Origin of the sequence: Xanthomonas hawaiiensis, from assembly GCF_031834635.1 — a bacterium.
In the GTDB taxonomy this organism is placed as follows: domain Bacteria; phylum Pseudomonadota; class Gammaproteobacteria; order Xanthomonadales; family Xanthomonadaceae; genus Xanthomonas_A; species Xanthomonas_A sacchari.
Genome location: NZ_CP115873.1, coordinates 4384364 through 4409857, shown reverse-complemented (window position 1 = coordinate 4409857; position 25494 = coordinate 4384364). Strand labels below are relative to the sequence as shown.

The 25494-nt window shown below is 70.5% G+C and carries 23 protein-coding genes; 10 read left to right on the top strand and 13 right to left on the bottom strand.

Annotation, left to right across the window (positions count from 1 at the left end; all coding sequences use genetic code 11):
• Positions 1-136 precede the first annotated feature (136 nt).
• Together PG878_RS18795 and PG878_RS18790 are read left to right on the top strand one after the other, a co-directional pair.
• A complete protein-coding gene (locus PG878_RS18795; protein ID WP_209031614.1) occupies positions 137-457 on the top strand; it encodes a DUF3817 domain-containing protein in 321 nt (106 codons plus the stop codon).
• A gap of 144 nt (positions 458-601) precedes the next feature.
• A complete protein-coding gene (locus tag PG878_RS18790; RefSeq protein ID WP_209031506.1) occupies positions 602-901 on the top strand; it encodes a hypothetical protein in 300 nt (99 codons plus the stop codon).
• Positions 902-927: 26 nt separating this feature from the next.
• Here PG878_RS18790 and PG878_RS18785 read toward each other — a convergent pair whose 3' ends face one another.
• Both PG878_RS18785 and PG878_RS18780 read right to left on the bottom strand, forming a co-directional pair.
• Positions 928-2019: a DUF1615 domain-containing protein gene (locus PG878_RS18785; protein WP_209031507.1), complete on the bottom strand. Its 1092-nt coding sequence runs from the start codon at positions 2017-2019 to the stop codon at positions 928-930.
• A 65-nt stretch (positions 2020-2084) separates the two neighbouring features.
• Positions 2085-2918 carry an NAD(P)H-dependent oxidoreductase gene (locus PG878_RS18780; protein ID WP_209031508.1) on the bottom strand — a complete coding sequence of 278 codons (834 nt, stop codon included), beginning with the start codon at positions 2916-2918 and terminating at the stop codon, positions 2085-2087.
• An 84-nt stretch (positions 2919-3002) separates the two neighbouring features.
• Here PG878_RS18780 and PG878_RS18775 point away from each other — a divergent pair, with 84 nt between their 5' ends.
• On the top strand, positions 3003-3896 hold the full coding sequence (locus PG878_RS18775; protein WP_209031509.1) for a LysR family transcriptional regulator: 894 nt from the start codon (positions 3003-3005) through the stop codon (positions 3894-3896).
• Between the two features lie 21 nt (positions 3897-3917).
• Here the strand turns inward: PG878_RS18775 and PG878_RS18770 are convergent, their stop codons facing one another.
• The 3 genes from PG878_RS18770 to PG878_RS18760 form a co-directional block, all read right to left on the bottom strand.
• On the bottom strand, positions 3918-4754 hold the full coding sequence (locus tag PG878_RS18770; protein WP_209031510.1) for a class I SAM-dependent methyltransferase: 837 nt from the start codon (positions 4752-4754) through the stop codon (positions 3918-3920).
• Between the two features lie 239 nt (positions 4755-4993).
• Positions 4994-6190, bottom strand: coding sequence for a peptidoglycan-binding protein (locus PG878_RS18765; protein WP_209031511.1), 1197 nt, complete (start codon positions 6188-6190; stop codon positions 4994-4996).
• A 21-nt stretch (positions 6191-6211) separates the two neighbouring features.
• A complete protein-coding gene (locus PG878_RS18760; protein WP_244663878.1) occupies positions 6212-6910 on the bottom strand; it encodes a hypothetical protein in 699 nt (232 codons plus the stop codon).
• 291 nt (positions 6911-7201) lie between these two features.
• Here PG878_RS18760 and PG878_RS18755 point away from each other — a divergent pair, with 291 nt between their 5' ends.
• From PG878_RS18755 to PG878_RS18740, 4 genes are all read left to right on the top strand, one after another.
• Entirely contained in the window at positions 7202-8077 is an 876-nt protein-coding gene (locus tag PG878_RS18755; protein WP_010340290.1) for a DMT family transporter, read from the top strand.
• A gap of 183 nt (positions 8078-8260) precedes the next feature.
• Positions 8261-8608, top strand: coding sequence for a hypothetical protein (locus PG878_RS18750; RefSeq protein ID WP_209031512.1), 348 nt, complete (start codon positions 8261-8263; stop codon positions 8606-8608).
• 138 nt (positions 8609-8746) lie between these two features.
• Entirely contained in the window at positions 8747-10117 is a 1371-nt protein-coding gene (gene cycA, locus PG878_RS18745; RefSeq protein ID WP_010340292.1) for a D-serine/D-alanine/glycine transporter, read from the top strand.
• A gap of 89 nt (positions 10118-10206) precedes the next feature.
• Positions 10207-11127, top strand: a complete 921-nt coding sequence (locus tag PG878_RS18740; RefSeq protein ID WP_209031513.1) for a CorA family divalent cation transporter — start codon at positions 10207-10209, stop codon at positions 11125-11127.
• 30 nt (positions 11128-11157) lie between these two features.
• Here the strand turns inward: PG878_RS18740 and PG878_RS18735 are convergent, their stop codons facing one another.
• Positions 11158-11517, bottom strand: coding sequence for a hypothetical protein (locus PG878_RS18735; RefSeq protein ID WP_209031514.1), 360 nt, complete (start codon positions 11515-11517; stop codon positions 11158-11160).
• Positions 11518-11819: 302 nt separating this feature from the next.
• Between PG878_RS18735 and PG878_RS18730 the strand changes: the two genes are divergently transcribed.
• Entirely contained in the window at positions 11820-12719 is a 900-nt protein-coding gene (locus PG878_RS18730) for an AraC family transcriptional regulator (RefSeq protein ID WP_209031515.1), read from the top strand.
• A gap of 283 nt (positions 12720-13002) precedes the next feature.
• Here the strand turns inward: PG878_RS18730 and PG878_RS18725 are convergent, their stop codons facing one another.
• Positions 13003-13476, bottom strand: a complete 474-nt coding sequence (locus PG878_RS18725) for a DUF4410 domain-containing protein (RefSeq protein WP_209031516.1) — start codon at positions 13474-13476, stop codon at positions 13003-13005.
• Positions 13477-13559: 83 nt separating this feature from the next.
• Positions 13560-14351: a transporter substrate-binding domain-containing protein gene (locus PG878_RS18720; protein WP_209031517.1), complete on the bottom strand. Its 792-nt coding sequence runs from the start codon at positions 14349-14351 to the stop codon at positions 13560-13562.
• A 329-nt stretch (positions 14352-14680) separates the two neighbouring features.
• Here PG878_RS18720 and PG878_RS18715 point away from each other — a divergent pair, with 329 nt between their 5' ends.
• Together PG878_RS18715 and PG878_RS18710 are read left to right on the top strand one after the other, a co-directional pair.
• Positions 14681-15607, top strand: a complete 927-nt coding sequence (locus tag PG878_RS18715; RefSeq protein WP_244672654.1) for a hypothetical protein — start codon at positions 14681-14683, stop codon at positions 15605-15607.
• A gap of 438 nt (positions 15608-16045) precedes the next feature.
• The gene (locus PG878_RS18710; protein WP_209031518.1) at positions 16046-16819 is read left to right on the top strand and encodes a lytic transglycosylase domain-containing protein; all 774 of its coding nucleotides are present in this window, start codon (positions 16046-16048) and stop codon (positions 16817-16819) included.
• Positions 16820-16826: 7 nt separating this feature from the next.
• On the opposite strand, the gene PG878_RS18705 is transcribed toward PG878_RS18710, so the two are convergent.
• The 5 genes from PG878_RS18705 to PG878_RS18685 form a co-directional block, all read right to left on the bottom strand.
• Positions 16827-18338: a hypothetical protein gene (locus tag PG878_RS18705; protein ID WP_209031519.1), complete on the bottom strand. Its 1512-nt coding sequence runs from the start codon at positions 18336-18338 to the stop codon at positions 16827-16829.
• Between the two features lie 100 nt (positions 18339-18438).
• The gene (gene treA / locus PG878_RS18700) at positions 18439-20130 is read right to left on the bottom strand and encodes an alpha,alpha-trehalase TreA (RefSeq protein WP_209031520.1); all 1692 of its coding nucleotides are present in this window, start codon (positions 20128-20130) and stop codon (positions 18439-18441) included.
• Between the two features lie 341 nt (positions 20131-20471).
• On the bottom strand, positions 20472-21389 hold the full coding sequence (locus PG878_RS18695; RefSeq protein WP_209031521.1) for a GAF domain-containing protein: 918 nt from the start codon (positions 21387-21389) through the stop codon (positions 20472-20474).
• 129 nt (positions 21390-21518) lie between these two features.
• Positions 21519-22298 (bottom strand): DUF72 domain-containing protein, encoded by a 780-nt coding sequence (locus PG878_RS18690; RefSeq protein WP_209031522.1) that lies wholly within the window; start codon positions 22296-22298, stop codon positions 21519-21521.
• A gap of 276 nt (positions 22299-22574) precedes the next feature.
• Positions 22575-25466: a M16 family metallopeptidase gene (locus PG878_RS18685; protein ID WP_209031523.1), complete on the bottom strand. Its 2892-nt coding sequence runs from the start codon at positions 25464-25466 to the stop codon at positions 22575-22577.
• Positions 25467-25494: the final 28 nt, after the last annotated feature.

Genomic DNA, 25494 nt, shown 5'->3' with positions numbered 1-25494 from the left:
ACCGTGGCGCGACACGCTTGTGCGCCAGGCGTGAACACACGCTCTACAATGCCACTGCCAGCGGGCGTCGCCGCCGCCATCGCGTCGCGGCCTTGTTCCCTCACTGGAGTCGCGCGTGTCCCTGTCTTCTTCTCCGTTGTCGCCGGTGGGCCGGCTGTTCGCCGCTGCCGCCGTGTTCGAAGGCCTGACCTGGGCCGGCCTGCTGCTCGGCATGTTGCTCAAGTACGGCACCCAGACCACCGAACTGGGCGTGTGGCTGTTCGGTCGCCTGCATGGCGTGGCGTTCCTGCTGTACGTGGCCGCCAGCCTGCTCGCCGCGCTGCGGCTGCGTTGGCCCTGGTGGGCGTGGGCACTGAGTTTGCTGGCGGCACTGCCGCCGCTGGTTACGGTGCCGCTGGAACTGTGGTTCCGCCGGATCGGCCTGCTCGGCGCGCCAGGGCAGCGCGCGGTGGGCTAGTGCTGGCGCGTCGGCGCAGGCGAGGCGCGTCGCGGTGTGCGCTGCGGCGCGTTGTGCCGGCGTTCTCCGGCATCGCTCTAGACTGCAGTGCCTAGCGCAGGCGAAGAAGCCATGGGCAAACGCCAACGACGACCGCCCCCGCCCATGCCGACACCCACGCGCCTGCAACGGCTGGTCGCGCGTCTGGAACGGCCGGTGTTGGTGTTGATGGCGGCGGTCATGGTGGCGAGCGCCGCGATGAAGCTGTACCTGCTGGCGAAAGCACTGCAGAGCGGCGTGTACATCAGCGTACCGAGAGCCGGACCGAAACGGATCTATCTGCTGGCGACCGATCCCGGCCACTACTGGTTCTCGATCGCGTGGGACAGCGTGGTCTGCCTCGTGTTGCTGGCACTGGCCATCGCCACGGGCTGGGCGCTGATGGCGTTGCGCAAGCCGAAGTAATGCGCTGCCATCGGTGCGTCGCGGCGTCACTTGGCCAGACAACGCTGCCAGCGCTCGGCCACGCGCTGCGCGAACCAGGCGGTGGTGAGCGTGCGGGTGATCTTCGGGCTTTCCAGGGCGATGCCCGGCAGCACCGCGCGCGGCAGCGGCTTGCCGGCATCGCGGTCGGCCAGTGCGAACACCTGGCGATACAGCGCACTGTCGGCGAAATCCGCCTCGCTGCCGCGCTGCAACGCGCCGCGAATCGTGCGCGCGTCCATGCCCAGTTGCGTGCCCAGGCTGCGTGCAGCGCGTTCGGTGGCGCCGGGGGCGTCGAGGTCGGCGCCGGGCGTCAGCAGATCGCCATCGAGGGCGAGCGAGATGCCGCTGGCGCGCGCCAGCGCGGCCTGGAACGCGGCATTGCGGCTGGCGTACCAGCCAGCATTGAAGTCGGCGAAGCGATACAGCATCGTCGCTTCGTTGGGGTAGCCGAGCAGGTGGCGGGTACCGAACCAGATGCCGCCGCGGCGGCTGAACACCGCGTGGCGTACGCCGTCGCTCAGCGGATACGGATAGCCGTCGGTATGCGTCTGCGCGAAGGCGATGCTCACCTGCATCGGCCCGGCGGTGTGCACCGGGTTGAGGTCGCCGAACAGGCGCTGGCCCAGCGGCACGCTGCCGGCGATGTCCTCGAAAATGGTGCTGAGATCCTGCTCTGTGCGCGCGGCGGCCAGACGCTCGGCATAGCTGCGCCCATCCGGCCCGCGCAATTGCAGCGCCGCATCCAGCGCGAACGCCGGCAAATGCACCGCCGCCGCGCGCCGTTGCAGTTCCGCTCGTGCGATCTTGCCCAGGCCCGGTACCGGTGGGTTGGTCTGGTAGGTCGATTCCTGTTCGATGACCGCAAGGACCGCACAGATGCTGTCGGCGCTGGTGGGCAGGTTCTGCGAGGCCAGGGCCACGTAGACGTCGTCGGCCCAGCCGCGGCGATCGGGCACCGTGGCCGGGATACGCCGGGCGATGTCGGCCTTGACCTCGCTGGGCGTGCGCTCGGGCATGCGCGGCGCCTGCGTGGCGCAGGCGCCGAGCAAGGCGGCTGCGCACACGGTCAGCAGGCGGACGAAGACGGCGGTGGACATCGGCGCGGCGGTTCCAACGGAGTGGCGGTCGCCTGCATCCTACAGGTGCGCTGCCGGCACCGCGCCTACGTCGCCGGCGTCGACGCTGTGCGGTCGGAGGTTGTTGCCACTTGCGCGTCCATGTCGTCCACATGGATGCCGAAGCCGCTGCGGCCGGGCGCGAGACCCTCCCGCAGCGTCAGTGCCGGGATCGCGTAATCGCCTGCATTCTGCTTGCGGAACGCGATCGGCGCGGTACTGAACAGCGTGTCCAGCCGTTCGCCCAGCGCCGCGCTGGTCTGCGCGAAACGCGGCGCATCCATGCGGCCGCTGCGGTAGACCACGAACGGCGCCAATACGTCGAAGCCCGGGTAATGCAGGATGCCGTGCTGGATCGGGAACAGCAGGTCGTCGATGGGGCCGTTGATGCCGCGTGGCGCGTAGTGCGATTCCCAGCCGCCAGCGGTGACGATCAGCATCGCGCGCTTGCCGGCCAACATGCCTTCGCCGTAGCGGTCGCCCCAGTGCGTGTCGGAATGTTCGCCGACGCCGTAGGCGAAGCCGCAGGCGTACACCCGATCCACCCAGCCCTTGAGGATGGCCGGCATCGAGAACCACCACAGCGGGAACTGCAGCAGCACCGCATCGGCCCAGCGCAGCTTGTCCTGCTCGGCGGCGATGTCTGCGCGCTGGCGGCCGCTGGCGAAGGCGCGCCGCGAGTCGCGCGAGGGATCGAAGCGGGCCTCCGCGGCGCCATCCAGGCTGTCCTGCGCGTCGACGGTGGTTTTCCAGTTCATTGCATACAGGTCCGACACCTGCACGCGATGGCCGGCGGCCTGCAGGCGGTGCACCGCCACCTGCTTGAGGGCGCCATTGAGCGAGGCGGGTTCGGGGTGGGCATAGACCAGCAGGACGTTCATGCGGGTTCTCGGTGAGGGAAGGTCTCCACGCTAGGCCGCGCTCCGCTATAGTGGAAATGAATTGCCTTGATAGTCGCTATTGCCATGGTTGATCTGCGGCGCCTGGACCTCAATCTGCTGCTGACCCTGGACACGTTGCTCGACACCCACAACGTGACCCGCGCCGCGGCGCGCCTGCATCTGTCGCAGCCCTCGGTCAGCGTGCACCTGGCCAAGTTGCGCGAGGCGCTGGGCGATCCGTTGCTGCTGCCGGGGCCGCGCGGCATGCGCCCCACCGCCCGCGCCGAAGCGCTGCGCGCCCCGTTGCGCGAGGCCTTGCAGGCGCTGCAACAGGCGGTGGCACCGGACGCGCCGTTCGATCCGGCGCGCGCACAGACGCTGTGGCGGGTGGCGGCCAGCGACTACGGCGCCTCCACCGTGCTGCTGCCGGCGATCGCCGCCTTGCGGCGGGTGGCGCCGGGCACCCAACTGGCGGTGCTGCAGCTGGCGCCGCCGACGATCGCGCAGCAGGCCGAACAGGGCCAGATCGACCTGGCCCTGCACACCGTCGCCGACGCGCCACCCGGCCTGCGCCGGCGCACGCTGTTCGCCGAGCGCTACGTGCTGGTCGGCCGTGCCGGTCATCCGCGGTTGCGCCGGCGGCCGAGCCTGGCGCAGTTCTGCACGCTCGAACACGTCATCGTCTCGCCCGATGGCGGCGGTTTCAGCGGCGTCACCGATGCGGCCTTGCGCGCGCACGGCCTGCAGCGGCGGGTGGTGCTATCGGTGCCGCACTTCCAGTTCGTGGTCGCCGCACTCCAGCGCAGCGACCTGGTGGCGATGCTGCCCGAGCGCCTGGTGCGCGACCAGCCCGGCCTGCGGGTGTGCGCGCCACCGCTGGAACTGCCCGGCTACGAAATGGCCATGCTCTGGCACGAGCGCGTGCACCGCGATCCGGCGCACCGCTGGTTGCGCGAGCACCTGCTCGCCTCGATCTGACGCGTCGGTCGCGACGCCGCCTCAGCGGCGCGTGGCCAGCACCCCGTCCAGCGCCAGTTGCGCGGCGAAGCCGGCCTTCTCCAGGCGCCTGGCCACCTCGCGTGGCACGTCGCGGCCGCTGGTGAGCTTGTTCGGCGTGCCGGTGTAGTGGAACAGCCGGCCGCCGCGGCGCAGGACCCGCGCGAGCTGGTCGTAGAAGGTCTGTGCGTAGAGTTCGCCGGCGATGCCGAAGCGTGGCGGGTCGTGCAGGATCGCGTCCATCGATGCGTCGGCGATGCCGCCGATGGCGGCGCCGACATCGCCATGGGTGAGCTGCAGGCGACCGTCGCTGGCGGCCGGATCCGGCGACCACGGATTGAGCGTGCGCAGCCACAGCACGTCGGCGTTCTTCTCGAACGAGTGCAGCCGCGCCACGCCGGCCTCCAGTGCGCAGGCGGCGAAATAGCCGAGGCCGCCGCAGGTATCCAGCACCTGCTTGCCGCGCGGTTCCACCAGCGCCACCTTGCGCCGTGCGTCCTCGAACGGCGACAGCTGCGCGCTGGGCAACATCTTGATGCCGTCGATCTCGAAGGTCGGCGCGCCCCACTCGGTCGGCACCAGCTTGATCAGCGCGCCACCGAAGCGCGACACCGCGGCGAATTCCTCGCCGTCCCAGTAGTAGAGCGTGCGGTCCTTGAGCTTGCCCGGATACGGATAGTCGCGTCCCTGCCACTGCCAACTTTCAGTGCCAAGCAATGCTTGACCCTGACTGCGCTCCAGGTCCAGCGAACCGGACCAGGTGGCGGCGCCGGCATCGCGCGCGGCGAGCAGTGCGGCGGCGAGCGGACGGGTGAGCAGGGGGCCGGAATAGCGGGTCACGTGGGATCTGCCGGCGCCACGGCGCGGCACGGGGCTCGGATGCGGGAGCGCATCGTAACCGACGTGGCCCCGTCAGGGGATGGCTGTGAGCGGCGGAGGCCGCATCTGCCGCCCATGCGTGCGCGGCGCGCCGGGCGGATCGCGGCACTGGACCAAAGCGCTTCTTCGGCAGAAGCGCTTTGCTCTCCGCTGCATATCTCACCGGGACCCAGGCGCCGCGCGCTGCGCGGCAGCTTCGTTCACTGCGCCATGCCGCCGCGTGCCTGCGCAGGTTCCTGTTGCGGGGCCGGCTGCTGCAATACTTGATCGCGCTGCTGATTCTGCGCATCCACCTGGCGGGTGCTTTCCTGCAGCGTCGGCACCTGGTCCAGATCGACACGCGCACGAAACCCCGGCGTAGTGCCGGCGACGAACGCAACCTTGTCCTGCACCGTGACCGTCTGCAGTTGCTGGGGACCCTGGATGCCCTCGGCCTTGGCCGCTTGCAGGGTGTGCGCGACCTGCGCGTCGGTGGCGCCGGGCATGCGTTCGCGCAGTGCGTTGAAGAACGGATGGTCGGCGTGCGTGGCTTCGGAGAGCAGGGGCGAGCGCTTGGCCTCGGCCAAAGCTGCCCGTGTGTCGCGTCCGACAACGGCATCGTCATCCAGGCCATGCGCGCGCTGGAATTCTTTCAGGGCATGGCGCGTATTGCGTCCGAAATCGCCATCCGGCTTCAACGGCTTGCCGTCGGCGCCCCGGTAGCCCAGTTCAGCCAACTGTTCCTGCAGTGCCCGGGTCTGCTGGTTGCGCTCATCTCCCCCCATGCTGGCCAACTGCTGCAGCGAGACCTTGCCGCTCTGGATGTCGGCGACCAGCTCGGGTGTGATGGTCTGGGCCCACTGGTTCGCGGCCTGCACGCGTTCGTTGGCACCGTTGTCGCCACCATTGATGATGCGGCCCGCTGCACGGGCGTTGTCGCGCAGGTTCTCCGGCACGCGATCCCGCCAATAGGCCACCGCGAGATTGGCCGCCGTCTGCGGCTCGGCCGCCAGGTCCGGGTTGTTGGCCAGATCGACATTGAAGCGCTGGCCGTAGCGCTCGTAGTTGTCGCGGCCGGTGTACTGCAGATAGCCGCGGCCATGAAACCGCCAGCCGTCGCCGGGTTCGGTATTGCCGAGATCGGCGCGGTTTTCGTACATCACGGTGGCAATGCGCTGCGGGTCGCGGCTGGCGACGGCGTCCTCCACCTGCTTGCGGGTGAAGCGGTCATCGGCCGAGGAGACCGCGGCGATCACGCTGTCGGCCGAGGTATAGCCCAGGTTCTCGTGCATCCGGCGAAAGTGGCCGGTCTCGACAGCGGCGTTTCCCATCAGGTTGGCCAGTTCCGTCGGCGAGGTGATGCCGGAATCAACCGCAGTCTTGAGCAGCAGCGCCGAGCTTTCGTTGAAACGGGGCATGGTTCTCTCCTTAGAATCGGATCACTGGACGACGGCGCGGTGCTTGTCCATGGCGTCCTGCAGTTTTTCCGGGTCGATCTGCGAGATCGGGGTCCATGCGAAGTCCGCCGGATAACTTGCGGTTCCGCGGAAGACCTCCATCGCGCCGCTCTGCGGATTCTCTGCAGGTGCCGTGCTGCTCGCTTCCGCCAGATACCAGGCTTTCTTGGCCGAGTCGTACTTCAGCGTGTAGGTGACATTGCTGCGCGCCTGCTGGTTGACGTAGACGATTTCCTGCGTCTTCAGACTCAGGTTGTCGTCCAGGCGCTTCGCGTTGCGCGCCACATCGTTGTAGAGGCAGTCGACCGCTTGCGGGCTACGGTCGGCCACGCTCCATGTCGCATTCGCCTGTTGCAGGACCAGCAGCTCGCAGGTATTGCCTGATGCATCGGCATTGGCGTGGCGGACGATGGCGACGGCATCGGTCCCGCCGGTGCCGGTCAGGTCGTGCTGTTTGAAGGCGAGGATCTGGTCTCCCGGCTTGAGCAAGGGTTGCAGGGACGCCTCCCCGGAAAGGGACGCCGCCGGCGAAGCGGGCGTCTTGGCGGTCGCTGCAGCAGGCGGCGGCGAGTCCGCGCCGCCGTTGGCGGCGTGATTGGCCGCTGTGGTTTGCGCGGACGGCTGGCAGCCGATCAGGCTTGCCGCAAGGAGGAAAGGCAGACAACGTGGCAGTGGTGGCATCGGGCGGTCTCTGGCTGCACGCAACGGACGCGTTGCGATTGGGTTCAAGGCAGCAGGGAGGCCGACGAGGCGGTCTTGGGTTTGCGTCGTCCTGACACGGAGGCAATTCCCGCTCCCTGGATGCAACCGCGGGCGCACCCTTGGTTGCGCTGAGGCTTATAGCAACGCATTGCTTAAGAATTTGTCGTGTCTTGGACGGTTTGTGCGGTCGCTGCTTCCGTTCCCCCGCATAATGGGCGCCGGTTCCCGTGCTCCCGGTATGGGCCGCTGTTCGATCGCAAGAGGCTCATGATGCTCAAGGGTGTGCTGCTCGGTTTCGCCTGTTACGCCGCCTATTCGATCAGCGATGCCTTCGTGAAGGGGCTGGAGGGATCGCTGCCGGCCTACGAGGTGGTGTTCTTCGGGGCGCTGTTGATGCTGTCCGCGCTGCCGTTCCTGAAGAAGCCGGGCGATCGCTGGCGCGAGGTGGTGGTGGCGCAGCGGCCCAGCATCTGGCTGCTGCGCGCGTTCACCGGTGCGGCCGGCAATCTGTCCGCGGTCACCGCGTTCACCCTGCTGCCAATGGCCGAGGCGTTCGCGCTGATCTTCCTGATGCCGATCTTCGTCACCGTGCTGTCGGTGCTGCTGCTCAAGGAGGAGGTGCGCTGGCGGCGCTGGCTGGCGGTGATCGTCGGCTTCATCGGCGTGCTGGTGGTGCTGCGGCCGGGGTTCCGGCACCTGGGCCAGGGTCATGTCGCGGCGATCGTCTGCGGCCTGGTCGGGGCGGTGTCGGTGATCAGCCTGCGCATGGCCGGGCCCGGCGAGAAGCGCCTGACCCTGTACGGCGCCGGCGTGCTCGGCCCACTGCTGATGGGCGGCCTGCTGATGCTGCCGACCTTCGTCTGGCCGACCTGGCAGCAGTGGATCCTGCTGGCCGGCTACGGCCTGCTCGCCGGCCTGGCCGCGATCTTCATGATGTACGCCTCGCGGTCGGCGCCGATCAGCGCGGTGGCGCCGACCCAGTACAGCCAGATGCTGTGGGCGATCGGCTTCGGCTACTGGCTGTTCCACGATCACCTGGACTGGCCGATGGCGGTGGGCATCGCGCTGATCCTGGGCGCAGGGCTGTTCACTCTGGTGCGCGAGGAGAAGGTCACGCGGTGGTGGCGGCGCACCAAGCTGGTGTGAGCGCACCCGCCTGAGCCGATCTCGGTCGCCGCACCGGCACCGATCAGGAAATCGCCGATACGGCCGCGCGCGCAGCGCGGCGATGCTGCCGGCTCACGGACGAGGCAGGCAGCGGCGGGTGGCCGCGACGGAGCGCAGCGGTCACCGCGCCATCGGACTTTCCTTTCGAAATCGGAGAACGGCATGATCAACAATGCGATGGAACAATTGCGCGACGCCGCCACCCATGCGGGCGTGCGGGTGGTGGCGGGCGTGGTCGGCGCGGACGGCGGGGTCCGCAACGGCGCGGGGTACACGGTGGCGCACGTCAGCACCGGGCATTACCTGGTGAGCTTCCAGCCGCCGTTCCAGGCGCTGGACGGGGTGTCGGTGACCCAGATCTACTCGGGCGACGGCAACACCTGCGACAACGCGGTGATCATCCGCCTGGACGCGGGCCAGGTGCTGCTGAAGACCGGCGACGGCGGCGGCAACCAGTCCGACCGCGATTTCAGCTTCGTTGCGATCGGGCAGGGCGGCGCGCTGGCCTGAGTCCGGCAGCGTTCGGCGTCCCGGCGGCATGCGGCGCGGTCCGCGCCGCCGCGGGCGCCACCCCGCGCACGCGCGGCTGGCGCGCGCTGCCGCCATCTTCTATGTTTGCAGGCTAATCCCTCGCGATGGCCTGCGCCCATGACCGATCCGTCCGCCCAGCCCGACCACCTGCAGCGCAGCCTCTCCAACCGCCACCTGCAGCTGATCGCGATCGGCGGGGCGATCGGCACCGGCCTGTTCATGGGCTCGGGCAAGACCATCAGCCTGGCCGGGCCGTCGATCCTGTTCGTGTACCTGATCATCGGCGTGATGCTGTTCTTCGTGATGCGCGCGATGGGCGAACTGCTGCTGTCGAACCTGGAGTACAAGTCCTTCATCGACTTCTCCACCGACCTGCTGGGGCCATGGGCCGGGTTCTTCTGCGGCTGGACCTACTGGTTCTGCTGGATCATCACCGCCATCGCCGACGTGATCGCGATCGCCGCCTACGCGCAGTTCTGGTTCCCGACGCTGGCGCCGTGGATCCCGGCGATGCTGTGCGTGCTGTTGCTGCTGGGGCTGAACCTGGTGACGGTGAAGCTGTTCGGCGAGATGGAATTCTGGTTCGCGCTGATCAAGATCGTCGCCATCTGCGCGCTGATCCTCACCGGCGCCGGCCTGGTCGCCTGGGGCTTCCAGTCGCCGTCCGGGCACGTGGCCTCGCTGGCCAACCTGTGGAACGACGGCGGCATGTTCCCGATGGGGCTGGGCGGGTTCTTCGCCGGCTTCCAGATCGCGGTGTTCGCCTTCGTCGGCATCGAGCTGGTCGGCACCACCGCCGCCGAGACCGCCGACCCGCGCCGCAACCTGCCCAAGGCGATCAACTCGATCCCGGTGCGCATCCTGGTGTTCTACGTGCTGGCGCTGGTCGCGATCATGGCGGTGACGCCGTGGCGCGAGGTGGTGCCGGGCAAGAGCCCGTTCGTGGAGCTGTTCGTGCTGGCCGGCGTGCCGGCTGCGGCCAGCCTGATCAACTTCGTGGTGCTGACCTCGGCCACGTCCTCGGCCAACAGCGGCATCTTCTCCACCAGCCGCATGCTCTACGGCCTGGCCGAGGAGCGCCACGCGCCGCGTGGCTTCGCCCGGCTCTCGCGCGCGGCGGTGCCGGCGCGCGGCCTGCTGTTCTCCTGCGCCTGCCTGCTCGGCGGCACCGTGCTGATGTACCTGATTCCGAACCTGGTCACCGCCTTCACCCTGGTCACCACGTTGGCCGCGGTGCTGTTCATGTTCGTCTGGTCGCTGATCCTGTGCGCCTACATCGCCTACCGGCGCAAGCGCCCGCAGTTGCACGCGGCCTCGGCGTTCAAGATGCCCGGCGGCGTGGTCATGTGCTACGTGTGCCTGGCGTTCTTCGCCTTCGTACTGGCGCTGCTGACCCTGCAGGCCGACACCCGCCAGGCGTTGTTCGCCAGCCCGGTGTGGTTCCTGCTGCTGGGCGTGGGTTATGCGTTGAAGCGCCGCAGCGCCTGAGCCTTAGCCTGAACCGGCGTGCGCGCGGGCGTTGACGCTCCGCGCGGGCTGGCGGATGCTCGCGGCCTTTCCTGCGCGAGCCAGTCCCGATGATCACCATCCATCGCCTCGGCGGCACCTCCGATACGCCGGTGTGCTGGGTGGACCTATGCCGGCCGAGCGAGGCGGAGCTGGCCGAGGTCGACGAGAAGGTCGGTTTCGCGGTGCCGACGCGCGCGGCCATCGGCGAGATCGAGTTCAGCAGCCGGGTGCGGCTGGAGGGCGATGTGCTGTTCCTCAACGTGCCGCGTTTCCAGGACGAGGACGGGCCGACCGCGCCGCTCGGTTTCGCGGTGTCGCCGCGGGTGCTGGTGACCCAGCGCGAGCAGCCGATGGCCTCGCTGGATGCGGTGGCCGCGCAGTTGCAGCACAGCCCCTGCCGCAGCAGCGACGATCTGCTGCTGCGGCTGCTCGACGAACTGGTCGGGCGCCTGGCCGATCGCCTGGAAGCGCTGGAGGCGCAGATCACCGAGACCACGCGTGCGGCGTTCGCCAAGCCGCATGCGCGGCACAAGTCGCGGCACCTGGAGCGGATGCTGCACGACGTGGGCGACATGGGCCGGCGCCTGGGCGGCATGCACAACGCCGGCCACGGCCTGCTGCGCGTGGCCACCTACCTGGACGATGCGGCGCCGGACTGGTTCGGCGAGGACGCGGCCAAGCGCATCGGCCTGTTGCACAAGGATCTGGCCACCCTGATCGAGTTCGAACAGCACCTGGACGACCGCATCGAGTTCCTGCTCGACAGCGTGCTGGGCATGATCAACGTCGACCAGAACAACGTGATGAAGGTGATGGCGGTGGCCTCGGTGGTGGGCATTCCGCCGACGGTGCTGGTCGGCATCTGGGGCATGAACTTCGCGCACATGCCCGAGCTGAAATGGCACGACGCCTACTACTGGGCGCTGGGCGTGATCGCGCTGAGCATGCTGTTGCCGCTGGCGTGGTTCCGCCGCCGCGGCTGGGTCTGAGCCCGCCGCGCACGGCGCCGGCCGCGCAGGTCACGCCGCCAGGCTGTCGGCCTCGGCGGTGTCCTCCACGGTGTCGCCTTCCTCGCCGCTGACGTGCTGGACCGCGGCGATGTCCCACGACACCGTGTCCGGGTCGATCAGGGCGTGGATCGCTGCGCCCTGCAGTTCGCGCATCAGCCGCCGCGCCGACGCGGTGCCGTGCGCCACGCTGTCCCACAGCACCATGTCGACCACGCTGCCGTCGCGGCGGCGGGCGATGCGCCGCGAGCGGAAGCCGGGCTGGCGCTGCAACCAGGCATCGACCTCGGCGTTGGCGCGCAGGAAGGTGCGCCAGGTGCAGTCCAGCAGGCGGAAGGTGGCGATTTCCAGGGCTTCGGTATGGGGATGCATCGGTCTCTCCTGCGGTCTGCATCGCCCGCATGGCACGCTGGCGGCGACGCGGCAGCGCGACGGGGGCATGGGGGAAGGGACAGGGCCGTACGGCCGGAACAGGCGGGCGGGGGGCGGGCGTTCCGGCACGGCGCCGGTAGGGGAACCGGCTGAGACAGGATGCTGGCTCGCGCCGCGGGCGCGTTAGCGCGATCCAACGGAATTCTTGTACGATCCTGCAAGCCGCGTCGCGCCGTGGTCCGCGCCGGCGCAGCATCGTGCAAGCTTGCCTTCCTTCTCCGCACGCTACGGCGCCCTTGCCGATGACCGCGCTTGCCCACCGCTACCAGGAAATGGCCGCCCTGGTTGCCCGATTGGCCACGCCCGATGGCGACCACGACACCGCCATCGAGGGCTTCTTCTGTTCCTACCGCTCCGCGCCGTCGCCGAAGACGCACACCGCGCAGTGGCCGATCTTCGCGCTGGTGCTGCAGGGCGAGAAATGCCTGACCCTGGGCAGCGAGGAATACCGCTACGGCGTGGGCACCTATCTGCTGGTGACGCTGGATCTGCCGGTGGTCTCGCGCATCACCCAGGCCAGCCCGGAACAGCCGCTGCTGGGCGTGGGCATGTCGATCCGGCCGGACCGGCTGCGCGAACTGCTCGAGCGCATTCCGTTGCCGCCGCAGGTCGGGGCCGAGCGCCCGCGCGGGGTGTCGGTCAACACCGCCTGCCCGGACCTGCTGGACGCTACGCTGCGCATGCTGCGGCTGCTGGAACGTCCGGCGGACATCGCCGCAATGGCGCCGCTGATCGAACAGGAGATCCTGTACCGCCTGCTGGTCGGGCCATGCGGGCCGAACCTGCTGCGCATCGCCCAGGAGGACAGCCCCAGCAACCGCATCGCCAAGGCCATCGCCTGGTTGCGCCAGCACTACGCCGAACCGCTGCGGATCGAGGACCTGGCGCGCCAGGTCAACATGAGCGTGTCCTCGCTGCACCACCATTTCAGCGCGGTCGCGGCGATGACGCCGCTGCAGTACCAGAAGCAGTTGCGCCTGCGCGAGGCGCGGCGGCTGATGGTGGTCGAACGCATGGACGTGGGCGCGGCCGGCTACCGCGTCGGCTACCAGAGTCCATCGCAGTTCAGTCGCGAGTACAGCCGGCTGTACGGGCGTTCGCCGCGCAGCGATCTGGCCGAACAACTGGGCCTGGCCGGCTGAGCGGTCCTGGCAGTGCGTGGGCCGCCTTGCGCATCCGACGTGCCGCTGCGTGATCGACGACAGGGCATCTCGCATCACGTTGCGGCGCGTCCGGTAGGCGCGGCTTCAGCCGCGACGGAGCGTTCCCGGTAAAGCCCGCCGCGGCTGAAGCCGCTCCTACGGGGCAAACTGCACCCGGCGTGCGTTTCCTGGGAGCAGATGATGCGAGGGGCGCTGCAGACAGCGCGGCCTCTTGCAGCGGCGCCCGTGCAGGACCGCTGCGGTCCTGCACGGGCGCCATGGCTTACTGCAGTTGCTTGAGCCGCGCGACGATCTCTTGGGCGTGGCGCTCGATCAGGCCTTCGGAGGTGCCCCAGGCGGTGCTGTTGGTCGATTCCACGTCGAACTGCGCGGCGGTCTTGCCGTTGGCGTCGGCGACGGTGACGCGGCTCTTGATCTTGTCGCGCCCGGCCATGATGCCGGCCCAGAAGCGCGCGCCGTTGCTGCGCATGTAGTAGTGGTCGATGACGATGGTGATCTTGCGCGCATCGGCCTGGCCCTGCGTGCCGTGCAGGTGCGCTGCGTCCAGTTGCGCGTCGAGCTGGCGGCGGAACATGGCCAGGCTCTCGGCGTCGGTGTCGTCGTTGCCGGTGAGCTGGTACCAGTAGGTCTCGGCGGTGGTCGCCTTGTAGCTCTGGTGCACCACGCTGTTGGTCGCGCAGCCGGTTGCCAGCAACATCACGCTCACCAGCGCGAGCGTCATCCATTGCAGTTTCATGCTCTCTCCTTGTTGAGTCCCCATGCCGGGGCGAACGCCGCCGGCCGCGGCAGCATAGCGGCTGCGCACGGGCAGGCGGGAGGCTAGGGCGCCGTCTCCGGATCGCCCAGCCACGCGGCCACGATCCGCGCATAGGCGCCGCTGGCCTTGCTCAGGTGCAGCCACTGGTCGACGTAGGCCTTCCAGGCCATGTCGTCGCGCGGCAGCAGGAACGCCTTCTCGCTGTACTGCAGCGGGCGCTGCGGCGCCACCGCGCACAGGCCGGGTACCTGCCGCTGCTGGAAGCGCGCCTCGGAGGCGTCGGTGATCATGACGTCGGCGCGGCCCTCGCGCAGGTCGCGGAAGATGGCCGGATTGTCGTCGGACAGGAGTAGTTGCGCATGCGGCAGTTCGCGGCGGGCGAACGCCTCGTTGGTGCCGCCGCGCGGTTCGATCACCCGCACCTCGGGGCGATCGATCTGGGCGAGGTCGCGGTAGCGCGCCTGGTCGGCGCAGCGCACCAGCGGGATCTTGCCGTCGACCTCCAGCACCGCGCTGAACCAGGCCTGGCGCTGCCGCGGCAGCGACACCGAGATGCCGCCGACGGCGATGTCGCAGCGGTCGGCGCGTAGGTCCGGCAGCAGCGTCGGCCAACGCGTCGGCACCCATTGCAGCTTGACCTCCAGGCTGTCGGCCAGCGATTGCGCCAGGGCGATGTCGATGCCGTCGTAGCCGCCGTCGGCACGCAGGCGGCTATAGGGCGCGTAGTCGCCGGTGGTGCACACGCGCAGCACGCCGCGCTGCAGGACGCTGTCCAGGTGCGAGGGAGCGGCGTGCGCGGGCAGCGCCAGCGCCAGTGCGGCGCCGAGCAGGGCGGTGGCCAGGCGTCGGGTCATGCGGTTCTCCTGCGCCAGGGCGGGCGTCGGTGCCCGCTGGCTGTACGCCGGCTGTCGCGCCGGCAGGGCGCGTCACCTTAGCCGGTTTCCTCATGCGCCGACGCAATCCCTGGCGCGACAAGGCCTTGCGTGTCCGCAGCGGCCGCAGGTGGCGGCGTGTCGCGACCCGCCGCGCGGGGCGGCACGCGCCGGCAACGGAACTCCCGGCACGCTGTACCGGTCCGTCCCCCACATTCGCCCCAGCCGCTGCCCATGGATCCTCGAACGTCGTGACCGCCCTCCCTGCGCAAGACCGTTGGCTGCAGCTGTGGGCGGCACTGGCGACCGCGATGATCCTGGCCTTGCTGGGGCGCCTGCTGTGGGGCGCGCCGTCGGCGCCGCCGCGTGCGCCGGCCGAGGATGCGCTGCGCCTGGTGTTCCTGCCGCGGCAACCGGCGCGTCGCGCGCCGGTCCCGCCGCAGGCGTCCACGCGTGCGCCCTCGACGGCCGCGCGCATGCCGGTCCCGGCGCGGCAACCGCGCGCCGCCGCCGCGCCGCCGTCTTCGTCGACGCCGACCGCGCCCGCTGCGGCCGCCACGGGCATGGCGGCGACGCTCTACACCGGCGATGGCCATCCGCGCCTGCCCGATGGGGTGGCGGTGGACCCGTTCGCGCAGGCGCAGGGCACGCCGCCGGGGACGCTCAATCCGCGCGATGTCGCCAAGTCCAAGCGCCTGTTCGAACGGCCCAATCCGATCGACTACCGGTCCACCCGCTTCGACAAGGACTGGGCCAGCGACGGCACCCTCGGCGACGTCGCCGTGCAGGGCATCGACCGCGCGATCAAGCAACTGTTGCCAAAGAACACGCACCAGTCGGCGGTGGCGCGGCCGCCGCCGGACGTGCGATTCAACCCGGCGCTGCACGAACGCCCCAGCGACCTCGGCAGCGAGGCCACCGGCGATGCCTACAAGGCCGCCCCGATCGCGTTCGAGAAGGCCCCTGGACTGGACGGCGAAGCCAGCCGGCGGATTCGCCAGGCCCTGGCCGATCTGCAGCAACGGCGCGGTGCCTGCCCGGCGGCGCAGCGCGAGCGCCTGCTGACGCCGGTGCGTGAGCACCTGGACGCGTTGCTGCACGTGGAAACCGCGATGGCCAAGGGCGCCGACCCGATCCGCGCGCAGCAACTGCTGCCGCGCGAGGCCGACAGCGCCTACGACCTGGCGCGGCGCGCGCTGTGGTACGCCGACCAGAAGCTGGCGGCGTGCGCACCGTAGGCGGGCGTGCAGGCCGGAGGATGCATGCAATGGTCTTCGCCGCCTGAATCGCGAAGAGCGGAGGCCGCGAGCGATTCGACCTTGGCAGCAGTCGGGACTGAAGTCCCTCCCACAGTGCCCCCAGGCCGTGTGCTGCACGTTCTTGTAGGAGCGGCTGCAGCCGCGACGAGCGAAGGCGGTGCGCTATCCGGCCTCTGAAGCAATCGGGACTAAAGGCATGCCCACGCTGTTCCAGCCAGCGTGCCGCATGCCCCTGTGGGAGGGACTTCAGTCCCGACGCGTGGAGTCTGGTGCCATCGCGGTGTGCAGAAGCCTCGTCGCGGCTGAAGCCGCTCCTACCCAGACCCGTGTCGGAAACAGCGCCGAGCGACAGGCCATCACCCGCCTCGACGCGCGCTGCGCGATGATGCGCGCCCGCCCCGTCCGAGCGTGTCGCCGATGCCGCTTGCCCGTGCCGTGCTGTGCCTGCTGCTGTGCTGCGGTGTCGTCGCCGGCGCGTCCGCGCGCACCGTGTATCGCTGCGTGCGCGAGGGCACGGTCAGCCTGGCCACCGCGCCGGAACCGGGCTCGCGCTGCACGCCGAAGGAACTGGACGATGCGGCGATCGCCACGCCCAACCTGTGGGGCAACCTGGGCGTGTTCAGCGGCACCCTGTACGAGCGCGAGCAGGATGGGCGGTTGGTCTACTCCACGCGCAACCTGCCGGGTTCGCGGCCCTACCTGCGCTTCACCGCGGTGACCCCACCCGGCGAGAGCGCGCATCCTGGCCTGGGCAAGCTCGGCGCGCCGCAACTGCAGGCGCATGCCAGGCAGTTCCGCGCCGCGGCGCGCGCCACCGGGGTGGACGAGCCGTGGTTGCGCGCGATCGCGCATGCCGAGAGCGGCTTCGACGCCGCCGCGGTGTCGCCCAAGGGGGCGCAGGGGGTGATGCAGCTGTTGCCGGAGGTGGCCAAGGAATACGGCGTGCGCGATCCGTTCGCGGCCGACCAGTCGATCGACGGCGGCGCACGCTACATGCGCGCGCTGCTGCGTCGCTATGCCGGCGATCGGGTGCTGGCCGCGGCTGCCTACAACGCCGGCATCGGCACGGTGACGCGTTACGGCGGCGTACCGCCGTACGCGGAGACCCGCGAGTACATCGACAAGGTGATGGCGCTGTACCAGCGCTATCGCACCGCGATGGGGATCGCCGTGGAAACGCCGGCGCAGTAGCGCGGCGTCAGCGCAGGCGTTCGATCAGGCGGGACAGCAGCCTGCCCAGCGAGAAGGGAATGCGTCCGATCTGCGTGGCGTCGCACTGGTCGAGCCGCGCCAGCAGCCGCGCGAAGGTCTCCACCTGTTGCTGCGCATACGCCGGATCCAGGCGCGTGATGCCGCCCTCCGGCAGGACCTGGCACAGATAGTCGGGAATCGGACAGGTGGCCACGACCGGGATGCCGGCCTGGTACAGCGGCTGGCCCTCGCCGAGCATCGCCACCTCCAGGCGCGGCGACAGGGTCAGCGCGCGCAGCTTGCTGCGCCCGCTGCACGCCTGCCGGTACAGCGCATCCAGTGCCGGCGTGGCGGTGTACACCAGGTCCCGTTCCAGCTTGCCGGTCGGTGCCGGCGCGCCGGCCGCCAGGTCGTCGCGCCATTCGGTGCAGCCGAGGTGTTCGATGGTGATGCCGGCCACCGCGCGCGCGTGGTGGCCGCGGCCGTCCCACAGCTGCGGATGCCGTTGCAGCCAGGCCGAGGTCGCCTGGCGCCCGCGCACGCCGATCTGCGGCAACTGGAAATGGCCGGTGACCAGCACGAACACCAGGGTGCGGCGGCGCGCCGCGCGCGGCAGCGCGGCGAAGGCGTGGGCCAGTGCCAGCACGCCGGCCGCGCCGTTCTCCTCGCAGGCGTTCGGCCCGTCGGTATGCGTGTTGACGATGAGCGTCTCGTCCTGCGCGCGGCCGGGCAGCACCGCATACAGCGTGTCGGTGGTGGTGTCCTGCAGCGTGGCGTGCAGGGTCAGCCGCGCCTGCCTGCGCTGCGCGGCGGCGGCACGCAGCGCCTCGGCGTGGCGTGCACTCACCCACACCGCGGGAAGGTCGCGGTACGGCGTGGTGAACGGCAGCACCTGGCCGTGCAGTTGCGCCTCGGAAACGCCCTCGAACACGCAGATCACGGCGCGCACGCCGTGCCGACGCGCCTTGTCCAGCGCCACCGCCTGCAGGCCGGTCAGCAGCGGGGTGGTGGTGGGCGATGCGAAGTCGGCGTCGCCGTCAGGCAGCCGCGCCTTGCGCTTGAACGCCAGCGTCAGCAAGGTCCGGTCGAGGTCGCGGCGGCGCAGGGCCACCACTGCGATCTTGCCGCGCGCCTTGCGGAACGAGCGCGGGCGGCCGTCGAACCAGACCAGCTCGCCGGTGAGACCGTCGGGCGCGGTGGTGCCGGAATAGGGCAGGGGCGCGGCGACCGCGATCGCGCTGCCGTCGTCCAGGGCCAGGTGCGTGGCATGCGCCGTCCAGCGGCGCAGCGGCAGGTGGTCGCGCTGTACCTGCAGGCCCAGCGCCTGCAGTTCGGCGGCCAGGAAGTCGATCGCCGCAGCGTGCGCCGGGCTGCCGGTCAGGCGCGGGCCGAACCCGTTCAGGCGTTCGATCCAGTGCCACAGCTGCGCCTGCGACGGCAGGCCGCGCAGCACGGCGGCCTGTGCGGCCGCGTCTCGGTCGGCCACGTCGCCGACCGCGTGGGCGCCGGTCGCGGTCATCGCCCACGCTCATGCCGGCCCTGCGCAGGCCGACACCCCCGACGGCGCGTTCGACGCCAGGCGCGTGCCCCGGCCGGGCGACGTGTGCACGGCGGGCGATTCAGGGCAACGCCGGCTCCGGCTCCGGCTGCGCGCGCGGCTGCGGCGCGGTGGGCGCCGCCGCAGCCGGGGCGCTGTACAGATCCAGCAGCAGCAGGGTGACGCCATTGGTCCAGCCGAAGCCGTCCTGCAACGCGTACTCGCCGCCGCCGCCGCCCTTGGCCTGCGCGTCCACGCCGTACTTCTCCACCAGCTTGTGCTGCTGCGCGAACAGCGCCTGCACGCGCGCCAGGAAACGGCTGCCGATGCGCTGCGCCAGCGTGTCCTGGCCGTAGCGGCGCAGGCCGTCCACGGCGATCCATTGCAGCGGCGCCCAGCCATTGGGCTCGTCCCACTGCTGGCCGGTGTGCAGGCGCGTGGTCGCCACGCCGCCGGGGCGCAGCAACTGCGCCTGCACGGTGTCGGCGCTGCGTTTGGCCCGTGCCGGCGAGGCGACCCCGACGAACAGCGGGTACAGCGCCGCGGCGGTGACCTGCTCGCGCAGCCGGCGCTGCTGCCAGTCGTAGTCGGCGTAGTAGCCGGCGTCGCTCCACAGGTGCTTGTCGATCGCGGCCTTGCGCGCGCTGGCCAGGGCGGCGTAGTCGGTGTCGCAGCCGGGCGCGCCGGGGTTCTTGGCGCAGGCCACGGCCAGGGTGGTCTCCAGGTGATAGAGCAGGCTGTTCAGGTCGACCGGGACGATGGCGGTGGTGCGGATGCTGGCCAGGGTCTTGCGGTCGCCGAGCCAGCGGCTGGAATAGTCCCAGCCGCTCTCGGCACCGGCGCGCAGGTCGCGGTAGACCTCGGCGGCGGGGCGGTCCTTGGCCTCGGCGGCGGTGCGCACGTCGTGCAGCCAGGCTTCCGGGCGCGGCGTGTCGCGGGCGTCCCAGTAGCGGTTGAGCAGGCTGCCGTCGGCCAGGCGCACCACGTGCGCATGCGCGCTGCCCGGGGCCAGGGTCTGCGCGCCCTCCATCCAGTACGCGTACTCCTTCTGCAACTGCGGCAGGTAGCGCGCGTAGGCGGCATCGCCTTCCACCCTGGCCTGCAACTGCACCATGTGCGAGAAGAACGGCGGCTGCGAGCGGCTCAGGTAGTAGGTGCGGTTGCCGTTGGGGATGTGCCCGTAGGTGTCGATCAGGTAGGCGAAGTTGTCCAGCATCTGCCGGCTGCGTTCGTGTTCGCCGCTCTCCACCAGGCCGAGCATGGTGAAGTAGGAATCCCAGTAGTAGACCTCGCGGAAGCGCCCGCCCGGCACCACGTACGGGTGCGGCAGCGACAGCAGGCTGCTGTAGGGCGGCACGTCGACCTGGCGGCGCACCAGCAGCGGCCACAGCGCGTCGATGTGCTCGCGCAGGCCGGTGTCCTGGCGGATCGCCTCGGTCTGCACCGGGCCGGATTCCTCGAAGTTGGCGGCGACGAAACGGCGCAGGTCGAAACCGGGCTGCTGGCGCTGCGCCAGATAGTCGGCGTTGATCAGCGCCGGGTCACGCAGCGGCAGCGCGTCGACGAAGTGCTTCTGGTCGTCGAACAGTTCCTGTTGCTGCACCGCCTGGAACAGTTCCGGATAGGCCAGGTCGGGCGTCTGCGGCGGCGGTGCCGGGGCGGTCAGCGTGGTCGCCGGCGCGGCCTCCGCCATGGCGGTATCGGCGGTACCGAGCAACAGGCCGAGCGACAGGCTCAGCAGCGGGGTGCAGCAGGGAGGAGCGGCATGGCTCATGTCGGGTCCAGAGCAGGATGCGTGCGGCATGGTAAACGACCGAAGCGGAGACGGGGCGCGCGGCGGTATCCGAAGGCGCGGCTGCCGATCCTGCCCTGGCGGCCGCGCGCCGCCCGGCTCGCACCGGTGAGGGACCGCAACGCCTGGGGTGATGCAAGAACGGGGCCGCTGAGGCGCGGCATGGCCGCCCGCCGCCGGATCGGCCGGGGCGTCTCTTTTGCCGGATGGTGGCGCCCCTGCCAGATCGGGACGGCAGGTCGTTCAGCGCGTTGCCAGGGGCAGGTGCACGTAAGTGCCCGCCCGCTGAGAGATCAGGCGGGTTGGCGTCCGCCGCCCGCCGGTCAGGGCGTCTGCAGCCGCTGGCGATCCTTTTCGGCGCTGAGCGCGGCCTCGGCGCGCAGGAACACCTGCCCGATCGGCTCGTCCGCGCGTGTGGCCTGGGCGTCGCCGACCAGCACGGTGAGCCCGAGCGCCTGCTGCCGCGCGGCGATCTCGCGCAGGCCGCGCAGCTTCTGCTCGGCATCGGCGCCATGCAGCATGACGATGAACTCGGCGTGCTCGGTGGCGCGGTCCACCGTGTCGGCGCCACCGTCGTGCACGTAGCTGGCCAGGGTGCGGTCGAGCTGCTGCAGGCTGCTGCCCAGCAGGCGCTCGCTCTGCCGCTCGGCCAGCGCGGCCAGTTCCTGCACTTCCAGGATCACCACCCGGTAGCGGCCATCGGCGGCGGCGTCCACGCTGGCCGCCGGATGCGCCTGCAGGATCGCCTCGCGTTCGCGCTGCAGGGCGTTGCGGCGTTCGTCGAGCAGGCGCATGGTGGTGCGCGCGAGGGCGCGCAGGCCGTCGCGCTGCGCATCGCTGAGTTGGCGCGGTGCGGTGTCCAGCACGCAGACCGTGCCCAGTGCGACGCCTTCGTCGGTCACCAGCGGCATGCCGGCATAGAAACGCGCGCCGGTGTCGCCGCGGACCACCGAGATATTGGCGAAACGCGGGTCGTCGGCGAGGTCGGGCACTTCCAGCAGCTGCTTGGGCTCGCGGATCGCGTGGTCGCACACCGCCTGGCTGCGCTCGGTCTGCGGCAGCTCCAGGCCGATCCGGGCCTTGAACCATTGGCGGTCGCGGTCCAGCAGCGACAGCAGCGCGATCGGCGTGTCGCACAGTGCGGCGGCGATCTGCACGATGTCCTGGTAGGCGGCCTCGGGCAGGCTGTCGACGATGCGGTAGCGGTCGAGGACACGCTGGCGCTGGGCTTCATCGGTCATGGGGCGGCGTCGGGTCTGGCGCGGATCGCGAGGCGCAGCACCATACCGCAGGCCGCGGCGAGGTCGCGTGGACAAGCACGCAAGCGTGACGTGGTGCACGCCAGGCGTCCGACGGCCACGCGCTGGCGATCAGCCGGCGGCGCCGGCGCCGAGCGCGCGCAGTTGCGTCTGCAGCGTCGCGGCGTTGTCGAGGGCGTGGCCGAGCGCGGTGTTGTCGAAGATCACCCAGGTTTCGCCGGTGGTTGGCGTGGCCGCGACGACGCGTTCGGCCAGGTTGCGCAGCGTGTCGTCGGCGTAGTCGCTGTAGTAGACGCGCGGCGCGCCGTGCCAGCGCCAGTAGGCCGGCGCCGCCGCGCCTGCCGGCTGCGCGGCGGTGGCATCCAGGGCCGGATCGGCGGCCACGCGGGCGATGCGGTGGCGCTGCCACAGCGCCTCGGCGCGCACGCTGAACCAACTGGCGTGGCGCGGTTCGCAGGCGATCCCGCCATGCCAGCGGCGCCGCAGCATCGCGAAGAAGGTGTTGGCGGTGCGCGCATCGAAGGCCAGGCTCGGCGGCAGTTGCACCAGCAGGCAGCCGAGCCTGTCGCCGAGATGGTAGACCTCGTCGAGGAAGGTCTGCAGCAGCGGCGCGACGCGGGACAGGCGCGCGTCGTGGGTGATGGTGCGTGGCAGTTTGGCCGAGAAGCGGAAATGCGTCGGCACGCTGTCGGCCCAGCGCTGGTAGGTGCTGGCGCGGTGGGCGCGGTAGAACGTGGAATTGATCTCGACCGCATCGAAGCGGGTGGCATAGCGCGCCAACTGGCTGGCGCCGTCGCCGACCAGGGCACGTTGCGTGCTGGCGATCGACCAGCCGGCGCAGCCGACGCGGATGCGGGGAGCGGCGACGCGGCGGGAAGAAGCGGTCGGCATCGGCGGTGGCAGGCGAGGGCAGGCCTTGCGGATACCAAGCGTTGCGGCCAGGCGCCGTGAAGGACAGGCGCGGCGCCTTGGCGACCCATGCGCGACCCGCGCATGCCAGGGGTGGCCGATGCGTGCAGGCTGCGCCGGAGCGCAGCCTGCACGTTCACTGTCGTCGCATGTCGCATGTCGCATTGCGCGATGGCGATGCGTCGCGATGACGCCGACGCCCATGCTGGCGTCGGCGCGTGGCGCAGGGCGGGGCAGCCCCGCCATGCGTGTGCGGCGTTACTGCTTGGCCGCGGCCTTCGCCTTGACCGGCTGGCCGTCGCTGTCCAGCACCTGCACCTCGCCCAGCTTCAGCGCGCGCACCGGCGCTTCGATCTGCTTGAGGTCGCCGACGATGACCCAGGTCATCGCCTGCGGCGCCACGATCTCCTTGATCGCCGCTTCCGCCGCCGGCTGGTCGACCGCTTCCAGGCGCGTCTTCAGCGTCTGCACGTAGTCGTCCGGGCGGCCGTACTGGACGATGCCTTCCATCGCGCTGAGCACCGCACCGGTGGTCTCGAAGCTGCCCGGCAGGGCGCGCACGCGCTGTTCCTTGATCTTGGCGATCTCGTCGGCGGTCAGCGGCTTGTCGCCGACCACGGCCTTGGCTTCCTTGAGGATCTCGGCGGCCGATTCGGCGGTCTTGTCGGTCTGCACGGGGGCGAAGAACAGGAACGGGCGCTGGCCGATCGCGTCGATCATGAAGCTGTTGGCGCCGTAGGCCCAGCGCTTGTCCTCGCGCAGGTTCATGTTCAGGCGCGAGGTGAAGGTGCCGCCGAAGGCGCCGTTGGCCACGCCGATGGCGAGGTTGTTCGGCGCCTTGGTCGAGGGCGCCAGCAGGCCGGCCAGGATCAGCGACTGCGGGGCGTCGTCGCGGTTGATCAGGAACACGCGCGGCTTGGGCTGCGCGGCCACCTGCGGCAGGCTCTTGGTCGGGCGCTTGCCGGACGGGGCCTGCCAGTCGCCGAACGCGGCATCCAACTGCGGGATGATCTTGTCCAGGGTGGTGTCGCCGGCGACCAGGATGCGCACGTTGTCCGGACGCAGCCAGTTGTTCTGGAACGCGCTCAGATCGCCCGCGGTCAGGCTCTTGATCGCCGCCTCGGTACCCGTGCCGGTGAGCGGCACGCCATACGGATGGGTGGGGCCGTACAGCAGCGGCGGCAGGGTGCGCAGCGCCAGGCCCTGCGGCTGGGTCTTCTCCTGCGCGATCGAGGCCAGCCACTGGCCGCGGATGCGCTCGATGTCGTCGGCCTTGAACGCGGGGTTGCGCACGATGTCGGCGAACAGCGCCAGCGACGGCGCCAACTGGTCGTTGAGCGCGTTGAGCGAGGCGTCGCAGCTGTCCAGTTCGCAGGACACGCTGGTCATCGCGCCCAGGCGCTGGCGGCGCTGCGCCACGTCCACCGAATCCAGGCTGCGGGTGCTCTCGTTCATCAGCGCCGCGGTGAAGTTGGCGGTGCCGAGCTTGCTGCCGCGGTCGGTCGCGTAGCCGGCATCGAACAGCAGCTGGATCTGCGTGACCGGGATGGTGTGGCGCTCGGCCAGTACCACCTCGATGCCGTTCTTGAGCTTGCCGCGCTGCAGCTGCGGGAAGCTCAGGCTCGGGAACTGGCTGGTCTCCGGCACGCCGGCGGCGCGGTCGACCTGAGTCTTGCCGACGCTGTAGCTGCCCTTCGCCGGCACCTTCGGCGCGGGCTTGCCCGGCGCGGCCGGCAGCGGCTTGACCGCCTTGTCCTCGGCGGCCGGATCGAAGCCCTCCGGCGCCGGCAGCACAGTCAGCAGGTAGTCGCCCTTGCCGAACCAGGTGTCGGCGGCCTTGCGCACGCTGGCGACGGTGGCGTCCTGCGCGCGCTGCAGGTCCTTCTTGTAGGCGCCCGGATCGTTGCGGTAGACCTGGCCCTCGGCCAGCACCGTGGCCTTGCCGCCGAAGCCGCCGACCTTCTCCAGGCCGCGCACGAAGCCGGCGCGGTAGCCGACCTGCGCACGCTGCAGTTCGTCGGCGGTGGGGCCTTCGGCCAGGAACTTCTGCAGTTCGTCGGCGATGGCGGCCTCGACCTTGGCCGGGTCCACGCCTTCCTTCACGTCGGCGGTGATCTGCAACTGGCTGGCCAGCGCGAACGACTGCAGGCCGGCGGAGACGTCGTCGGCCAGCTTGTCGCGGTAGACCAGGCGCTGGTACAGGCGGCTGGTCTTGCCGCCGCCGAGCACGGTGGTGGCCAGGTCCAGCAGCACCGCGTCGTCGGTGCCCAGCTGCGGCGCCACCCAGGTGCGGTAGATGCGCGGCTGCGCGACGTGGTCGTGCTGCACGCCGCGGGTCTGCTTGGCCAGCGGGGTGATCCAGGGCTGCTGGCGCGGCACCGGGCGGCCGGCGGGGATGTCGCCGAAGTACTGCTCGGCCTTGGCCTTGGCCTGCGCCACGGTGATGTCGCCGGCCAGCACCAGGGTGGTGTTGGCGGCGCCGTAGTTGTCGTGGAACCACTGCTTGACGTCGTCCAGCGAGGCCGCGTCGAGGTCGGCCATCGAGCCGATGGTGTCGTGCTGGTACGGATGGTTGGCCGGGAAGATGTTGGCCAGGATGTTCTCGTCGACGCGGCCGTAGGGGCGGTTCTGGCCCTGGCGCTTCTCGTTCTGGACCACGCCGCGCTGGGTGTCCAGTTCCTTCTGGCCGATCGCGCCGAGCAGGTGGCCCATGCGGTCCGATTCCATCCACAGCGCGGTGTCCAGCGCGGTGGTCGGCACGGTCTCGAAGTAGTTGGTGCGGTCGAACCAGGTGGTGCCGTTCATGTCGGTGGCGCCGACCTTCTCGAACGGCTGGAAGTAGGTGCCCTTGTGGTTCTCCGAGCCGGAGAACATCAGGTGTTCGAACAGGTGCGCGAAGCCGGTCTTGCCGGCCGGCTCGTCGCCCGAGCCGATGTGGTACCAGATGCTCACCGCCACCACCGGCGCCTTGTGGTCCTCGTGCACCACCACGGTCAGGCCGTTGGGCAGGGTGAAGCGGGTGTAGGCGATCTCCGGCGCGGTCGCCTGGCCCGGCGTGGCGGCGGCCAGGGCCGACGGCGCGGCCACCAGGGCGGCGCCGGTGCCGAGGGTGAGGATGCTGGAGATCAACAGCGACAAGGGTCGGAGCATGGGCCGGGCCTGAGTGTGGACAGTGCGC

What these genes read in the sequence shown, in the direction of transcription:
- PG878_RS18790 (WP_209031506.1), top strand. Translation starts at nt 602, where the DNA reads ATGCCGACACCCACGCGCCTGCAACGGCTGGTCGCGCGTCTGGAACGG.
- PG878_RS18785 (WP_209031507.1), bottom strand. Translation starts at nt 2,019, where the DNA reads ATGTCCACCGCCGTCTTCGTCCGCCTGCTGACCGTGTGCGCAGCCGCC.
- PG878_RS18780 (WP_209031508.1), bottom strand. Translation starts at nt 2,918, where the DNA reads ATGAACGTCCTGCTGGTCTATGCCCACCCCGAACCCGCCTCGCTCAAT.
- PG878_RS18775 (WP_209031509.1), top strand. Translation starts at nt 3,003, where the DNA reads ATGGTTGATCTGCGGCGCCTGGACCTCAATCTGCTGCTGACCCTGGAC.
- PG878_RS18765 (WP_209031511.1), bottom strand. Translation starts at nt 6,190, where the DNA reads ATGCCCCGTTTCAACGAAAGCTCGGCGCTGCTGCTCAAGACTGCGGTT.
- PG878_RS18760 (WP_244663878.1), bottom strand. Translation starts at nt 6,910, where the DNA reads ATGCCACCACTGCCACGTTGTCTGCCTTTCCTCCTTGCGGCAAGCCTG.
- PG878_RS18755 (WP_010340290.1), top strand. Translation starts at nt 7,202, where the DNA reads ATGCTCAAGGGTGTGCTGCTCGGTTTCGCCTGTTACGCCGCCTATTCG.
- PG878_RS18750 (WP_209031512.1), top strand. Translation starts at nt 8,261, where the DNA reads ATGATCAACAATGCGATGGAACAATTGCGCGACGCCGCCACCCATGCG.
- cycA (WP_010340292.1), top strand. Translation starts at nt 8,747, where the DNA reads ATGACCGATCCGTCCGCCCAGCCCGACCACCTGCAGCGCAGCCTCTCC.
- PG878_RS18740 (WP_209031513.1), top strand. Translation starts at nt 10,207, where the DNA reads ATGATCACCATCCATCGCCTCGGCGGCACCTCCGATACGCCGGTGTGC.
- PG878_RS18735 (WP_209031514.1), bottom strand. Translation starts at nt 11,517, where the DNA reads ATGCATCCCCATACCGAAGCCCTGGAAATCGCCACCTTCCGCCTGCTG.
- PG878_RS18730 (WP_209031515.1), top strand. Translation starts at nt 11,820, where the DNA reads ATGACCGCGCTTGCCCACCGCTACCAGGAAATGGCCGCCCTGGTTGCC.
- PG878_RS18725 (WP_209031516.1), bottom strand. Translation starts at nt 13,476, where the DNA reads ATGAAACTGCAATGGATGACGCTCGCGCTGGTGAGCGTGATGTTGCTG.
- PG878_RS18720 (WP_209031517.1), bottom strand. Translation starts at nt 14,351, where the DNA reads ATGACCCGACGCCTGGCCACCGCCCTGCTCGGCGCCGCACTGGCGCTG.
- PG878_RS18715 (WP_244672654.1), top strand. Translation starts at nt 14,681, where the DNA reads ATGATCCTGGCCTTGCTGGGGCGCCTGCTGTGGGGCGCGCCGTCGGCG.
- PG878_RS18710 (WP_209031518.1), top strand. Translation starts at nt 16,046, where the DNA reads ATGCCGCTTGCCCGTGCCGTGCTGTGCCTGCTGCTGTGCTGCGGTGTC.
- PG878_RS18705 (WP_209031519.1), bottom strand. Translation starts at nt 18,338, where the DNA reads ATGACCGCGACCGGCGCCCACGCGGTCGGCGACGTGGCCGACCGAGAC.
- treA (WP_209031520.1), bottom strand. Translation starts at nt 20,130, where the DNA reads ATGAGCCATGCCGCTCCTCCCTGCTGCACCCCGCTGCTGAGCCTGTCG.
- PG878_RS18695 (WP_209031521.1), bottom strand. Translation starts at nt 21,389, where the DNA reads ATGACCGATGAAGCCCAGCGCCAGCGTGTCCTCGACCGCTACCGCATC.
- PG878_RS18690 (WP_209031522.1), bottom strand. Translation starts at nt 22,298, where the DNA reads ATGCCGACCGCTTCTTCCCGCCGCGTCGCCGCTCCCCGCATCCGCGTC.
- PG878_RS18685 (WP_209031523.1), bottom strand. Translation starts at nt 25,466, where the DNA reads ATGCTCCGACCCTTGTCGCTGTTGATCTCCAGCATCCTCACCCTCGGC.